Source organism: Novosphingobium album (ex Liu et al. 2023), assembly GCF_029076845.1.
Classification (GTDB): domain Bacteria; phylum Pseudomonadota; class Alphaproteobacteria; order Sphingomonadales; family Sphingomonadaceae; genus Novosphingobium.
Window position 1 is genome coordinate 45,108 of record NZ_JARESE010000050.1, and the last position, 15,097, is coordinate 60,204.

The following is a 15,097-nucleotide window of genomic DNA, read 5'->3' on the forward strand; positions in this document are numbered from 1 at the left end:
CCGGCGCGCCCCTCTCCCACCCCCCGTGCGTTTCAGCGCGGCGGCAGCAGGAACACCACATAGCCGCGAAAATTCGGCTGGGCGGCAAGGCCGGGCGGCTCGCGCCACGCCCCGCCTTCCACCAGCGCGACGCGAAACGGGATCGGCAGGGTGCGCAAGCCGCGCAAATAGGCTTCATAGCCGGGGATGGTCCGCCGGCCCTGATAGGTCTGGACGACGATCTCGTCGACCACGCCGGCCAGCCGGGCCAGCGCGGCCGGATCGCCACCCGCGCTCCAGTCGAGCAGCCCGGTGATCGAAAGCCGCCAGCGTTGGGGCAGCCGCGCGCGCAGGCGGGCAAGGAAAGCGGCATAGCCCGCCAGTCCGCGCGTCGCCGCGTCGAAATCCACTTGCAGGCCGACCAGACGATTGCCCGCCATTTCCCAGCGGGCCAGCGCCTGCAGCACGGTCTGCGTCACGGCTTCGGGCCAGTCCAGCCGCTCCACCCGCACCGTCAGCCACACCTGCGGCCCGCGCACCCGCGGCACCGCGCGCAGCGGCACGAAGCGCGGCGGATCGCGGTGCGGCACTTCGCCCGCCAGCAGATAGACCGTGCGGGCAGCGCCCAGCCAGTCCGGCGCGCGCACGCCTGCCCAGAGGAAGAACGCCGCGTGATCGCGCGGATCGACGCGCGTGGCCCGCGCCGCGGGCTGGCGCCGCCGGCACGCGGCCAGCGCGGCCGTGCCCAGCAGGCCCGCCAGCAGCGCGCGGCGCGTTACCAATAGTATTTCAGCTCCCTGGCCCAGCGGCTGCCGGGGTAATCGCGCTTGAGCTGCTGGAACCACGCCTTGCGCCGCGCCTCGGGCGCGTCCGCGCCGCCGCAACTGTTGTTGCCGCTGGGGCCATAGCACCAGACCGCGCGATAGAGCGCATAGGCCTTGTCGTCCGGCGTGGCGGCGGGATCGGCGATCACCGCGTCATAGATCGCCGCGCGCATCCTTTGCGGCTGGGGAAAGCCGTTCACCGCCCCGCCCAGTTCGTCGGCGGCCGGGCGATCGCCGTTGCTCGCCAGATCGTCGAAGCCATTGAGGCGATAGAATTCGCCCAGGCACAAGTTCGCCTTCACGTTGCCCGGCTCGGCCGCCAGCGTCGCGGTGGTCCTGGCCAGCGCCGGGCAGGCATAGCCGTCCGACCAGCCGCCGCGCGTGAACAGGCCCACCGGCACGGTTTCCAGATCCTGCAGGCTCCAGTCGTACGTGCCGCCATCCTTGCCCGCGTTCTTGCGCACCAGCGCCAGATCGCGGTTGAACTCGGCATAGCGGCCCCGGCTCAACTGCTTGTAGAGCAGGGCATAAGTGGCGACATCGCGCTCATGCACGGGCAAGTCCGCGCGCGCGGCGACGGCGCGCAGCAGCTCAGGCCCGGCCGACTGCTGCAACAGGATCTCGCGCACCGGCGCCTCGCCGATCGGCGATCCCCTGGCGAAGACATCGGCCAGCTTGCCGTGCCGTTCCCAGTTCAGCGCCAGCGCCATCTCGACGATCGGCCGCTGGTAAAGATCCTTCGCTCCGCCCAGAAGGTCCTGCCAGAACCCGGCGGCGTTGCGATCGTTCACCGCTTCCAGCGCCATGCCGCGCAGCACTTGCCGGCTGAAGGCCAGCGGCGCGTAGCCCGGCTGGCGCGCGTCATCGGGGATCAGCGCGATCACGCGGCGGTAGTCGCGCGCGACGTAATAGGCATGGCTTGCCTGGACGAAGCCATAGAGATCGGGCCGCCCGGCGAACATCGGCTGCTGTGCGGCCAGTTCCTGCGCGGACAGCGGCGGATCGCCATAGGACTGCTCGCCTTCGGGCACTTCCTCGATGCGCATCCGCATCAGATCCCAGGTGGCCAGCAGCAGCGGCGCGTCGAAGCCGCCTTCCAGCCCGCGCGCGAACAGCAGCTTGTTGTCGATTTCCTGCACCAGATCGGGCGCCGCCGCGCCGGCCGGATCGAGCGCGTCGAGCATCGCCGCGTAGGCGCGCGAAAGCCCGGCGGCATCACCCGCCAGCCAATAGGCCCGGCGCACCAGCCCGCGCGCCGAATCGGCATAGCGGCCGCTGGGCCAGGCCTTGAGATAGGCGGCCAGCGCATCCTGTCCGCGCTTCACCGCCGCCTTGTCCACCTTGCCCGCGCCGGCATAGTCGCCCCATTCATCAAAGGCGGGGGCCTGCGCCGCGACCAGTTCGTTGCGCGCCACCATGTAGGCCGAGGTTTCGGCAAGCCACGGGTCTTGCGCCTTGCGCAGCGCACCGAAGCTTGCGCGCGCCTCGTCGAAGCGGCCGGCATAGAACGCGTCGGCGGCCTTGAGGTAGGTCAGGAAATCGCGGCCCGCCGTGCTGGCGATCCCTTCGGGCCAGGCGGGCGCGGCGCTGTCGCCACCCGCGCAGGCTTGCCCGGTCAAGGCGCGTGCCGCCGTCAGGCGGGCACGCTCGCTTTCGGGCACCGCGCGGTTCGCCGCCAGCGCCGCGCCGAAGGCATCGCCGCCGCCTCCGCGCGAATCGCACCGGCTGCCGCCCGATCCGGCATCCTCCGCCTCGTCCGGCTGGCGGTAATAGGCGCTCTTGAGCTGGTCCCAGTCGAGGAAGACGTGGCCGAAGCCTGCCGCGTCATAGCCCGCCGCCGGATAGCGGCCCGGCCCGGTGGCGAGACCGGCCCGGTCGCGCAGCAGGTAAAGCAGGTTGACGCGCGTGTCGTTGCCCGGCGAAAGCACCGCGCGATTGGAGCAGGCATAGTCCGGGTTGGCGAGACGCCATTGCGGATAGCAGCCGAAGTCCCCGCTGGCGCGCACCGCCTCGGGCGCGGCGAACAAGGCCACCGCCAGCGCCGCCGCACCGACCATCCGCTTCATATCCATCCCCTTCGCCTTGCCCGTGGGCCATGGCGGCAAGGATTCTACAGCGCGCCGGCGGAAACAAGCGGAAAGGGTGGCGGGGGCCGATTGCCCCCGCGCGCGCCACAGGCAAACGGCCGCGCGAGGCATCCCTCGCGCGGCCGCTTTTATCGTTGGCCGATGGCCGGACCGATCAGTCTTCCTTGAGGAAGGCCGGCATGTGATCCGGGTCACCGCCTTCGGAACGCTCCCGACGCGGGCCGCGTTCGCGACCGCCGCCGCCACCGCCGGGACCGCGACGCGGGCCACGGCGATCGCCGCCACGGTCGCCGCGATCACCCCGGTCACCGCGCGGTTCGCGCGGTTCGCGGGCCGGACGGGTGTCTTCCAGCTCTTCGCCGGTTTCCTGATCGACCACGCGCATCGACAGGCGGACCTTGCCGCGATTGTCGATCTCGAGGACCTTGACCTTCACTTCCTGGCCTTCCGACACGACGTCGGTCGGCTTCTCGACGCGCTCGTTGCGCATCTCGGAGACGTGGACGAGGCCGTCCTTGCCGCCCATGAAGTTCACGAAGGCGCCGAAATCGACGATGTTGACGACCTTGCCGGCATAGACCTTGCCGACTTCCGGCTCCTCGACGATGCCCAGGATCCAGTTCTTCGCCGCCTCGATCTGCGCGATGTCCGAAGACGAGATCTTGATCACGCCCTCGTCGTCGATGTCGACCTTGGCGCCGGTCTCGGCAACGATCTCGCGGATCACCTTGCCGCCGGTGCCGATGACGTCGCGGATCTTCGACTTGTCGATCTGGATCGTCTCGATGCGCGGCGCATGGGCCGAAAGCTCGCTGCGGGCCGAGCCCAGGGCCTTGGTCATCTCGCTCAGGATGTGCGCGCGGCCGGCGCTGGCCTGCTTGAGCGCCTGGGCCATGATCTCACGGGTGATGCCCGCGATCTTGATGTCCATCTGCAGCGAGGTGATGCCCGCCTCGGTGCCCGCGACCTTGAAGTCCATGTCGCCGAGGTGATCCTCGTCGCCCAGGATGTCCGACAGGACGGCGAACTCGTCGCCTTCCAGGATCAGGCCCATGGCGATGCCCGAAACCGGCCGTTCGATCGGCACGCCCGCGTCCATCATCGAAAGGCAGCCGCCGCAGACGGTCGCCATCGAGGACGAACCGTTCGATTCGGTCACGTCCGAAAGCACGCGGATGGTATAGGGAAACTCGTCATGGCTCGGCAGCACCGGGTGCAGCGCGCGCCACGCCAGCTTGCCGTGGCCCACTTCGCGGCGGCCCGGCGCGCCGAAGCGGCCCACTTCGCCGACCGAATAGGGCGGGAAGTTGTAGTGCAGCATGAAGCGCTGGTACGACAGGCCCTCAAGCCCGTCGATCATCTGCTCGGCGTCCTTGGTGCCCAGCGTGGTGGTGCAGATCGTCTGCGTCTCACCGCGGGTGAACAGCGAGGAACCGTGCGTGCGCGGCAGGAAGCCGACGATCGCCTCGATCGGGCGGACCTGATCGAGCTTGCGCCCGTCGATGCGCGAACCGTCCTTGATGATGGCGCCGCGCACGATGTCCGCCTCGACCTTCTTCATCGTCTTGATCGCGACCATCTGGGTCTGCGGCGTCTCGTCGGCGAAGGCTTCCTTCGCCTTGGCCCGCGCGGCGTTGAGCGCGTTCGAGCGTTCCGACTTGTCCGTCAGCTTGTAGGCGGCGGCGATATCGGCGCCGACGATGCTCTTGAGCTTCGCCTTGATGTCGGCGGTATTGTCCGACAGGTCGATTTCCCACGGGTCCTTGGCGGCCTTTTCGGCCAGCTGGATGATCGCGGCGACAACCTTGCGGCTTTCCTCATGGGCGAACATGACCGCGCCGAGCATCTCGTCCTCGGTCAGTTCCTTGGCTTCGGATTCCACCATCATCACGGCGGTGTCGGTGGCGGCGACGACGAGGTCGAGGCGGCCTTCCTTGCATTCGGAAAGGCTGGGATTGAGCTGGTACTCGCCATCCTTGAAGCCGACGCGCGCGGCGCCGATCGGGCCCATGAAGGGCACGCCCGAAATGGTGAGCGCGGCCGAGGCGGCGATCAGCGCGACGATATCGGGCTCGGTCTCGCCGTCATAGCTCAGCACCTGGGCGATGACGTTGATCTCGTTGTAGAAGCCCTCGGGGAACAGCGGGCGCACCGGCCGGTCGATCAGACGGCTGGTCAGCGTTTCCTTCTCGGTCGCGCCGCGTTCGCGCTTGAAGAAGCCACCCGGGATACGGCCGGCGGCGGAGAACTTTTCCTGGTAGTGAACGGTGAGCGGGAAGAAATCCTGCCCTTCCTTCACGGATTTGGCGGCGGTCACGGCGCAGAGCACCACGGTTTCGCCATAAGTGGCCAGCACCGCGCCGTCGGCTTGACGGGCAATACGGCCGGTTTCCAGAGTGAGGGTTTTTCCGCCCCACTCCAGCGATACGGTTTTCACGTCGAACATTGGGATTTTTCCTCAGACCCGCCAGGCCCTATTGCACGGGCGGGGTTTACTGCCGGGTATGCCGTCCCGGTCCGGTGCGGGGCCGTTTTCTCTGGCCCCAGAGCCGGGAATGCCGAATTGCAGTTCCCTGGCCCTTGTAACGTGTTGTCGCCCCCGCCGGGGCGGGGGCTGGTGGTGGGCGCTGCTCCCAAGGGGGAACGGGCTGCCCGTGATCGCGCGTTCCTGAACGGATCAAGGGACGCGATGATGACGCAAAACGCAAACGGCCCGCCAGGGGCGGGCCGAAGCTTCACGTCACTTGCGCAGACCCAGTTTCTGGATCAGCGAATTGTAACGCTCGACATCCTTTTTCTTGAGGTAGTCGAGCAGGCTGCGGCGCTTGTTGACCATGGCCAGCAGGCCGCGGCGCGAGTGATTGTCCTTGTGGTGCGCCTTGAAGTGCTGGGTCAGGTTGTTGATCCGTTCGGTCAGGATCGCGACCTGCACTTCGGGCGAACCCGTATCGCCCGAGACACGGGCGTTGTCCTGGATGATTTCCTGCTTCTTTTCGGCAGTCACCGACATGTTCGTTCACTCCGCGACATCGTTGAGGTTGAAGCCCCTGACGACACGGGCGTCACCGCCCGAAAGCTCCACCAGCGCGACCGGAACCGATCCGTGCCTTGCGCAGTAAAGCCCGTCCTGAAAGGCCAGCCCGGTGAGAACGCGGCCCTGGCGGGCCGCCCTTGCCTGCTCCGGATCGAGATCGAGGGCCGGGATGTCGTCCAGCCCCGCCTCCAGCGGCAAGAGTATCAGTTCAATCGGCGCGCCCTTACCGATTTCGTTCAATTTGTCCAGCGAAATCGCCTGGGACAAACCGAACGGACCGGCCTTCACCCGGCGCAGCATGGTGACGGTGCCACAAGTACCCAGCGCCTGCGCGATGTCGCGCGCCAGGCTGCGGATATAGGTACCCTTGGACACATTTGCGAGCAGCGTGAGTTCCGCCAGATCCTCCCCGGCACGGGGAGGGGGATCGTCGCCGCAGGCGATGGTGGAGGGGGTTTCCCCCAAGCTCCGCTCCGCGTCGCTGGCCCCCTCCATCAGCTTGCGGTTGGCCCTCCTCCCCGTGCCGGGGAGGATCTGGAGGTCGTGGATGGTCACGGCGCGGGATTTCATGTCCACCGCCTGGCCCGCGCGGGCCAGGTCATAGGCGCGCTGGCCGTCGATCTTGAGCGCCGAGTAGGCCGGCGGCACTTGCGCGATCGGGCCGGTGAAGCGCGCCAGCACGGCCTGGGCCTGCGCGAGCGTCGGGCGAACCTCGCTCGTCGCGATCACCTGGCCTTCGGCATCGAGCGTGTCGGTCTCCGCGCCGAAGCGCACGGCGAATTCGTAAGTCTTGCTGGCATCCAGCATCCGTCCGGTCAGCTTGGTCGCCTCGCCCAGCGCGATCGGCAGCACGCCGCTCGCCAACGGGTCGAGCGTGCCGCCGTGGCCGACTTTCGCTTTCTTGCCCCCCCTTCCACCGAGAATGCCAGCCTCGCGCAAGTTGCGCTTGACCGCTGCCACCGCCTGGGTCGAGCCGAGCCCGACGGGCTTGTCGAGAATGATCCAGCCATGCAGGCCGGGCGTTACGTGCGTCATCGCCCGGCCATAGCCGCGCCTTGCCCGCCTGTCAGGGTTTCACGATGCGGCCTTGGCGGGCTTGGCCGCCTTCGCGTGCCGGCTCGGCGGCGGGCCGGCGACTTTCTCGAACGAGAGGAAGGGATAGCGCTGGCCGTGCACCAGGATCGCGCCCCATTGGTCGAGCGTGCCGTTCGGGCCGGAATCGATGGCGATGTGCTCGGCATAGGGCAGATCGAAAGCCGGCGCGACCAGTTGCGCCTTGTACCATTGCCGGTGGCTGTCCTCGAAATAGACCGTCCGGTCGTTCTCGGCGCGCCAGTCGCGCACGCCGTCATGATTGACGAAGGGGATCGCCGCCCGCGCGCCCGGCTGGCTGTCGGCGGCCAGCGCCGGAGACGCGGCCAGCCCCATCGCGGCCAGCGGCAGGAGGATCGCTGCAAGTTTCATGGCTCGTGTCCTTTCACATCGGAACCCGCCCCGCTGCCCGCCCCGCTGATTGCGAGGTCATGCCTCAGCGCGCGCATTTCAAGCCATCGCGACACTCAATTACAAACCGCCAATTACAAACCGCCGCCGCCCTTCACACCCCGGCGACCAGCCGGGCCAGCGCATAGTAATGGCCGCCCGCCCATTCGACCGGCGGCAGCACGAAGCGCTGGACGATGCCGAGATCGGGCCAGATCGAGGGGATCACCAGCAGCAGCAGGAACAGCAGGCCCAGGCCATAGGGCCGCAGCTTCGCGTAACCGCGCGCCGCGCTTGGCGGCAGCAGCCCCTCGACGATGTGCGAACCGTCGAACGGGGGGATCGGCAGCAGGTTGAACAGCGCGAGGAACACGTTGATGAGGATGAAATTGTCGAGGTTCATCGCCACGAACCCCGTGAGCGCGCTGTCGCTGTCCCCCAGCGTGCGCGCCAGCAGGCCAAGCAGCACCGCGCCCAGCCCCGCCAGCACCAGGTTGGTCGCCGGGCCCGCCGCCGCCACCGCCATCATGCCGTAGCGCGGGTTGTTGAGACGGTACTTGTTGACCGGCACCGGCTTGGCCCAGCCGAACACCGGCGCGTGCACCAGCGCGAGGAAGCCGGGCAACACCACCGTGCCGATCGGATCGACATGGCGCAGCGGGTTGAGGCTGAGCCGCCGCCGCTCGTGCGCCGTGGGATCGCCCAGCAGGCGCGCCACCCAGCCATGCGCGACTTCGTGGAAGACGATGGCGGTGACGAGGGGAATGATGAGCGCCGCGACTTGCAGCAGGGTCTGGTTCATCGCCGCTATCTGGGGTGCCGGGCCAGGGACCGCAACCGCGCCCCGCAACTACAGGGGATAGCCCAGTTCCTCCAGCGGCAGGTCGCGCATCGCCATCAGCCGGCGGTTGCTTTCCGGGAAATGGCTGGCGATGCGCTCGCGCACGGGCACGGGCAGCCCGGCCGTCCGCTCGACGAAGCGCGGCAGCCTGCGCGCCGCGAACTTGGCCGCGTGGCGCAGGCCCTGCCCGCCCGGGACATCGACGATGCAGCGCTTGTTGACCACCGACTGGCGCGTGAAGAGATTGACGAAGCGCAGCGTCCTTTGCCCCATCGCCCCCAGCGAGGGGTTCGCGCGCGCGCCGGCGGCGGGCCGCGTCTCCAGCCGCAGGCCCAGATCGCGCTCCATCCGGTCGAGCAGGGCATCGGGCCGCGCGAGCCATTCATAGGCATAGACGTGCACGCGCTCGGCCCCCAGCAGCCGGTCGTAATGCGCGATGAGCCGGTCGAACTCGAAATGCTCGAACTCGAAGGCCGGGGCCTTCCACGGCCGGGTCAGCGCGCCGCGCACATAGCGCGAGGTTTCGAAATAGCGGCGTGGCGACCAGGTGCCCCCGCCCGAGACATATTGCGCATAGCTGGCCCGGCAGATCTCGAACTGGTTGCGGATGAAGATCACGATCCGCGCATCGGGCAGCACCGCCTGGATGCGGCGCGCGATCTCCGGCGCGAGGAAGCCGTGCAGGCCGCCGTTGTGCAGATAGCCCGAAAGGTTCTCCTCGCTCAGCAGCAGGGGCGTGTCGTCTTCGTCCAGGCCGAGCACGGCCCGTGCCCGATCGGTTTCGAAATGCAGGCCGCAAGGGTGCAGGAACGCCTGCTGCACCGTCTTGCGCGGCACGAAACGATGGCTTGCCGCCTTGGGGAAGACCTCGTCCTGCAGCCAGGTCGTCGCGGTCTTGTGATAGCCGATATGGACGATTGCCGCCGGGCGGTTCGGACGCTCGACTTGCATAGGCCGCTGGTCTCCACGAGCGCGGCGTTCAGATCGTTCGATACGCCGCGAGGGTTGCTGGACACTCCCGGCATCTGGACTGATCGAAACCGCTTCGGGCGACAATCGAAGAATTGTAACATTCGACAGCCGGAGCGGTTTATGAGGCGAGTGCCTCGCGAAAGTGCTTGCGGCACAGCGCGAGGTAGCGCTCGTTGCCGCCAATCTCGGTCTGCGCGCCTTCGCGCACGGCCGTTCCCGTTGCATCGACGCGCAGGTTCATCGTCGCCTTGCGACCGCAATGGCACACCGCCTTCAGCTCGACCAGCGCATCGGCGATGCCCAGCAGGACGGCCGATCCGGGAAACAGCGCCCCCTGGAAATCGGTGCGCAGGCCATAGCAGAGCACCGGGATGTTCGCCTCGTCCGCCAGCCGCGCGCATTGCCACACCTGATCGGGCGTGAGGAACTGCGCCTCGTCGATCAGCACGCAGGCGAGCGGCCCGGCCGCGTGCCGGTCCATGACGCGCGCCCACAGGTCGGTGGAACCATCGAAGCGCGCGGCGGCGGCGCCCAGGCCGATGCGGCTTTCGATCGCATGGCCCGCGCCGCGCCCGTCGATCGCGGCGGTCCACAGCATGGTCGTCATGCCGCGCTCGCGGTAATTGAAATCGGCCTGCAGCAGCGTGGTCGATTTGCCCGCGTTCATGCTGGCGTAGTAGAAATAGAGCTTGGCCATGGCGGCCGCGCTTGTGCCGTCAGCTTGCCGCTTCGGCAAGCAGCACTTGGGCCAGTTCTTGCGGGCGGGTGTTCATCACCTGGTGGCCGGCATCGATGCGCGGCGTGGCCCGGGCGCGCATCCGCGTGGCGAAGTGTTCCTGCCAGGCCAGCGGCAGGATCGCGTCGCGCAGGCACAGGACATAGCTGACCGGGATCGCGGCAAGATGGTCGTAAGCCCAGTCGGCCGCTTCATAGGCGCTACGCGGCCAGCGGTCGCCGCCCAGCTTGTCGAGGAAGGCGTCGGCTTCGGTCTGTGCCATGTCGTTGCAGAACATGATGCGATAGCGCTCGCGTTCGGGCAGGGTGGTGTCGGTCAGCGCGCGCGTGGCGGCGGTCTGGTCGTGCTCGCGCATTCGCGCCGTGGTCATTTCGATGATGGTCAGCCCCGGATCGGGCGCGATGCAAGTGACGAAGACGAGCTTGCGCAGCAGGTCCGGCCGCAGCGCCGCGATCACGGGCAGGACGGTGCCGGCCTGCGAGTGGCCGACCAGCACGACATCGCCCAGCCCGGCCGCCTCGATATCGGCGATGAGTTCGCGGGCGATATCCTCGAAAGCGATGCCGTCGGTCTTGCGGCCGCGCTTGGCGCCGCAGCCCGGCACGTCGAGCGCCAGGCAGCGCGCCTGGCCATGCGATTGCCGGCCGATGGCGGCGATGGCCTCATCCCACACCCAGCCGCCTTGTCCCCCGCCGTGCAGGAACACGATTGGATTCGTCATCATGGCTCTCCCGGTTTTGCTGCAGTCTAGGGATTTGGCCCGCATCTTGACAGGCCAAGTTCATCCACCCTGGGCTATCGTACCGCCATGCCTGGTGAAGAACCGTCCCTGTCGCCGCGCCGCGCCGTCGTGCGATGGCGCCGCGCCGTCCTGCCGGTGCTCGCCGGGCTGGCGGCGACGTCGGCGGGCGCCGGGATGCCGCAGGCGTTCCAGCTCGATGGCCCGGCCAGCCGCGTGGAAATCAAGGTCGGCGTGCTCGGGCTCGCCTCCAGGACGGCGCGGTTCGGCACGATTTCGGGCCGGATCGCGCTCGCGCCCGAGCCGGCCACGGCAACGCGGCTGGACGTCCGGCTTGACGCGCGATCGCTGGCCTCGGACGACAAGAGCATGTTGGCGAGGCTGAAAGGCGCGGATTTCCTGGATGTCTCGCGCTATCCCGCGATCGCCTTTACCGGGCGCGCCATGCGCGTGACCGGGCCGCGCACCGGCGACATCACTGGCGACCTGACCATTCGCGGCGTCACGCACGCCGAAGTGCTCCATGTCACTTTCGATCGCGACTTGTCGGGGATCGACGGGCGCGCGCCGCTGGGCCTGGCCGGCCGGATGCAGATAGACCGCCGCGCCTATGGCATGACCGCGCTGCCGCTGATCGTGGGCAAGACGGCGGCGATCACCATCACTGCCCGGCTCGTGCCCGGCTGATCAGCCTTCAGTCGTCAAGGTCGCGCTTGACGCGCGGGTCGGACAGCAGCCGTTCGATGCGGTCCGCCTCCTCGAAGCTGTCATCGGCGCGGAAGCGGAGCTTGGCCGCGAACTTGAGGCCCAGCCGGCTGGCAACCTCGCGCTGGAGATAGGCGGTGTTCTGCCGCAGCGCGGTCAACACTTCGTCCTCGTTCGCGCCCAGCAGCGGCTTCACGAAGACCGTTGCCTGCCGCAAGTCCGGCGTCATGCGCACTTCGGTGACCGAAACCGAATGCGCGCTCAGCGTGTCGTCGTGCACTTGTTGGCGCGTGAGCACTTCGGAAAGCACATGGCGCACCCGCTCCCCCACCTTGAGCAGGCGGACCGAGTGCTGTTCGGGGGTGAATTGCTGGCGTGCCATGGCGACCTTCATGTGGCGAAACGGCGTGAATTTGCAATGGCCGGCTGTGCCCATGGACCTGTCCGGCCCACCATGGCGCGTTACGGGCGCGCTTGCGACGACTTGCAGTACTTGGCGATCGAGCGCGGGTTGCGGCGCGCGATCTCGGCGTTGTAGGCGCGGATATAGGCGGCTTGCGCCTTGCCGCAGGCATCGGGCGCGGGATCGCGGTTGCAACAGGCCGGCGCGGGATCGCCGCCCGCCGGCCGCGGGTCGAACGGATAGGGCCGGGTATCGGCGAAATCGCCGCCTTCGCGGCATTCGCCCGTCGCGGCGATGACGCCGTCGGCCGTCATCCGCAGCGCCACGCCGTCGTGCGTCACGAAATAAAACCGATCCTCGCCGCGCGTGAGGTCGGCGCGCGCGTCGCGCTGCGGATCGCGCCGGGCGAGGTCGGCCAGACAGGCATGCACGGCGCTGTCGGCCGCGGCCTTGCGCGTCCAGGCCTGCGACCACCAGACGATCCCCGCCGCCAGCAAGACGACGAACAGGCCGACGGCGACAAGGGCGGGCGTGGTGCGCAGGCTCTGCATACAAGGTTCGCGATCATGCCACCGCCCGGCCGGCCACGGCAAGCCGCAGCGCGCCGGTGCCGGTCGGGAAAGGCATGGCCATCGCGCGTCAGAGCGTGCGTTCGCGCTCCGTCACCTCGAACACTTCCAGGTTGTCGCCCGGCTTGATGTCGTTGGTATCGGCCAGCACCACGCCGCATTCCAGGCCGGCGCGGACTTCGTCCACGTCGTCCTTGAAGCGCCGCAGCGAAGCGATCGTGGTGGCCGAAACGATGACGTCGTGCCGCGTGAGACGCGCATGAAGGCCCTTGCGGATGATGCCTTCGAGCACCAGCAGACCCGCCGCCTTGTCCTTCTTGCCCGCCGGGAAGACCTGCTTGACCTCGGCGCGGCCGACGACCGTCTCGATCCGTTCGGGGCCCCACTGGCCGGCCATCTGCTTGGCGATCTCGGCGGTCAGCTCGTAGATGACGTCGTAATACATCATCGGCGTCTTGGTCTGCTCGATCTGCTCGCGCGCCTTGGCGTTGGGACGCACGTTGAAGCCGACGATCGGCGCGCCGCTGGCGCTGGCCAGCGTCACGTCGGTCTCGGTGATCGCACCCACGCCCGAATGCAGGATGCGCACCTTGATCTCGTCGTTCGACAGGTTGTGGAGCGCGTTGTTGATCGCTTCCACCGAACCCTGCACGTCGGCCTTGATGACGATCGGGAACTCGATGACGTTCTGCTTGGCCTGCAGCGCGGAGAACATCGTATCGAGGCTGGCGGGCGCCATCGCGGTGCGCTTGGCGGTCGCCTGTTCCTGGCGATAGGCCGAGACTTCGCGGGCGCGCTGCTCGCTTTCCACCACGGTCAGCGTATCGCCGGCCATCGGCACGCCGCCCAGGCCCAGCACTTCGACCGGCATGGCCGGCCCCGCCTCGTTCACCTGGCGGCCCTTGTCGTCGATCATCGCGCGCACGCGGCCGCTTTCGGTGCCGACGACGAAGATATCGCCGCGCCGCAGCGTGCCGCGATTGACCAGCACGGTCGCGAGCGGGCCCTTGCCCTTGTCCAGCTTCGCCTCGATCACGGTCGCCTCGGCGTCGCGTTCGGGATTGGCCTTGAGTTCCAGCAGCTCGGCCTGGAGCAGGATCTTCTCGATCAGTTCGTCCAGCCCCTTGCCGGTCTTGGCCGAGACTTCCACGTCCTGCACGTCGCCCGACATTTCCTCGACCACGATCTCGTGTTCCAGCAGGCGCTCACGCACCTTCTTGGGGTTGGCCTCGGGCTTGTCGCACTTGTTGATCGCCACGATCATCGGCACGCCGGCGGCCTTGGTGTGATTGATCGCCTCGATCGTCTGGGGCATGATGCCGTCATCGGCGGCCACCACCAGCACGACGATGTCGGTCACGTTGGCGCCGCGCATCCGCATCTGGGTGAAGGCGGCGTGGCCCGGCGTATCGAGGAAGGTGATGAGATCGCCGCCCTTGGTCCTGATCTGGTAGGCGCCCATGTGCTGGGTGATGCCGCCCGCTTCGCCGCGCACCACGTCGGTACCGCGCAGCGCGTCGAGCAGGCTGGTCTTGCCGTGATCGACGTGGCCCATGATGGTCACGACCGGCGGACGCGGCACCATGGTTTCTTCCGCGTCGATATCGCCCGAAGTATCGAGGTCGACGTCGCTTTCGGACACGCGCTTCACGTTGTGGCCGAAATCGTTGACCAGCAGCTCGGCCGTGTCCTGGTCGATCGTCTGGTTGACGGTGACCATCATGCCCATGTTGAACAGCGCCTTCACCAGGTCCGCGCCCTTTTCGGCCATGCGGTTGGCCAGTTCCTGCACGGTGATCGCCTCGGGCACCTGGACATCGCGCACCTGCTTCTCGCGCGGCTGCGACATGCCGCCGAACTGCGCGCGGCGTTCCTTCTCGCGCGCGCGCTTGAGCGCGGCGAGGCTGCGCGCGCGCGCGCCCTCGTCATCGTTGAGCGCGCGCGCGACCGTCAGCTTGCCCGACTGGCGGCGATCGGTACCCTTGCGATCGCGCGTGGAGGGCGCGGCCTTCTTGGCATCGGGCTTCTTGGCGGCGGGCGCGGCCGAGGTCTCGGGCTTCTTCGCCGCCGCGTCGGGGCGTTCGACAGGCGTGAAGCGGCGCGCGGCCGGGGCAGGCGTGGGCGCTTCCCCGGCAGCGGCGGGCGCTTCCTCGGGCTGCGCGGCCGGCTGGGGGGCAGGGGCGGCCATCTCGGGCGCGGCGGGGGCGGGCGCTTCGGCCGGCGCGGCCGTGCCGGCTTCGGCCGCCGCTGCCTGGGCCTGGGCTTCCAGCTCGGCCCGGCGGTTCTCTTCGGCGCGGCGCTTTTCGTCCTCCATCGCCTTGAGCTTTTCTTCCTGCTCGCGGCGATTGGCTTCCTCAAGCGCGGTCAGACGCGCTTCCTCGGCCTCGCGCAGCAGGCGGGTCTGCATTTCCTGGCGGGTTTCGCCGGCGGGGATGACCGGGGCCTTGCGCGGCGGCGGCGCGGCCTGCTTCGGCGCGGCGGCAGCGGGGGCGGGCGCCGGCGCGGGCCGGGCTTCCTCGGCGGCGGGCTTGGCGGTTTCGACCACCTCGCCCGCGCCGGGCTTGCCGATCAGCTTGCGCCGCTTCACCTCGACCACGACCTTGTTGGTGCGGCCGTGGCTGAAGGTCTGCTTGACCTCTCCCGCTTCGACGGAGCGCTTCAGCCCAAGCGGCTTGCGGCCCAGCGTCGGTTTGTTGTCGGTCTCGCTCATATTCTCGTTACGCCCT

General features: G+C 68.5%; 14 protein-coding genes. 1 reads left to right on the forward strand and 13 read right to left on the reverse strand.

Translation table 11 applies throughout. The features are described 5' to 3' along the window. Positions 1–32 precede the first annotated feature (32 nt). From PYV00_RS15240 to PYV00_RS15285, 10 genes are all read right to left on the reverse strand, one after another. Positions 33–761 (reverse strand): DUF3142 domain-containing protein, encoded by a 729-nt coding sequence (locus PYV00_RS15240; RefSeq protein ID WP_275229159.1) that lies wholly within the window; start codon positions 759–761, stop codon positions 33–35. Next, positions 755–2,869 (reverse strand): hypothetical protein, encoded by a 2,115-nt coding sequence (locus PYV00_RS15245; RefSeq protein WP_275229160.1) that lies wholly within the window; start codon positions 2,867–2,869, stop codon positions 755–757. Before PYV00_RS15245 ends, PYV00_RS15240 begins: the two co-directional genes overlap by 7 nt. A gap of 175 nt (positions 2,870–3,044) precedes the next feature. Then, positions 3,045–5,336 carry a polyribonucleotide nucleotidyltransferase gene (gene pnp, locus PYV00_RS15250; protein WP_275229161.1) on the reverse strand — a complete coding sequence of 764 codons (2,292 nt, stop codon included), beginning with the start codon at positions 5,334–5,336 and terminating at the stop codon, positions 3,045–3,047. Positions 5,337–5,630: 294 nt separating this feature from the next. Next, entirely contained in the window at positions 5,631–5,900 is a 270-nt protein-coding gene (rpsO, locus tag PYV00_RS15255; RefSeq protein ID WP_275229162.1) for a 30S ribosomal protein S15, read from the reverse strand. A gap of 6 nt (positions 5,901–5,906) precedes the next feature. Further along, complete coding sequence (gene truB, locus PYV00_RS15260) at positions 5,907–6,959, reverse strand: tRNA pseudouridine(55) synthase TruB (protein ID WP_275229163.1); 1,053 nt, start codon at positions 6,957–6,959, stop codon at positions 5,907–5,909. Between the two features lie 39 nt (positions 6,960–6,998). After that, entirely contained in the window at positions 6,999–7,388 is a 390-nt protein-coding gene (locus tag PYV00_RS15265; protein ID WP_275229164.1) for a DUF6491 family protein, read from the reverse strand. A 133-nt stretch (positions 7,389–7,521) separates the two neighbouring features. Beyond that, complete coding sequence (locus tag PYV00_RS15270; protein ID WP_275229165.1) at positions 7,522–8,208, reverse strand: site-2 protease family protein; 687 nt, start codon at positions 8,206–8,208, stop codon at positions 7,522–7,524. 48 nt (positions 8,209–8,256) lie between these two features. Next, positions 8,257–9,198: a hypothetical protein gene (locus tag PYV00_RS15275; protein WP_275229166.1), complete on the reverse strand. Its 942-nt coding sequence runs from the start codon at positions 9,196–9,198 to the stop codon at positions 8,257–8,259. Positions 9,199–9,337: 139 nt separating this feature from the next. Next, positions 9,338–9,916, reverse strand: a complete 579-nt coding sequence (locus tag PYV00_RS15280) for a thymidine kinase (protein WP_275229168.1) — start codon at positions 9,914–9,916, stop codon at positions 9,338–9,340. A gap of 19 nt (positions 9,917–9,935) precedes the next feature. Then, entirely contained in the window at positions 9,936–10,676 is a 741-nt protein-coding gene (locus tag PYV00_RS15285) for an alpha/beta fold hydrolase (RefSeq protein WP_275229169.1), read from the reverse strand. An 87-nt stretch (positions 10,677–10,763) separates the two neighbouring features. Between PYV00_RS15285 and PYV00_RS15290 the strand changes: the two genes are divergently transcribed. Further along, positions 10,764–11,381 carry a YceI family protein gene (locus tag PYV00_RS15290; RefSeq protein WP_275229170.1) on the forward strand — a complete coding sequence of 206 codons (618 nt, stop codon included), beginning with the start codon at positions 10,764–10,766 and terminating at the stop codon, positions 11,379–11,381. A gap of 7 nt (positions 11,382–11,388) precedes the next feature. Here PYV00_RS15290 and rbfA read toward each other — a convergent pair whose 3' ends face one another. The 3 genes from rbfA to infB all read right to left on the reverse strand — a co-directional run bounded on the left by rbfA (position 11,389) and on the right by infB (position 15,081). Then, entirely contained in the window at positions 11,389–11,781 is a 393-nt protein-coding gene (gene rbfA, locus PYV00_RS15295) for a 30S ribosome-binding factor RbfA (protein WP_275229171.1), read from the reverse strand. Positions 11,782–11,861: 80 nt separating this feature from the next. After that, positions 11,862–12,353 (reverse strand): hypothetical protein, encoded by a 492-nt coding sequence (locus PYV00_RS15300; protein ID WP_275229172.1) that lies wholly within the window; start codon positions 12,351–12,353, stop codon positions 11,862–11,864. 88 nt (positions 12,354–12,441) lie between these two features. Beyond that, positions 12,442–15,081 carry a translation initiation factor IF-2 gene (infB, locus tag PYV00_RS15305; RefSeq protein WP_275229173.1) on the reverse strand — a complete coding sequence of 880 codons (2,640 nt, stop codon included), beginning with the start codon at positions 15,079–15,081 and terminating at the stop codon, positions 12,442–12,444. Between the last annotated feature and the right edge of the window lie 16 nt (positions 15,082–15,097).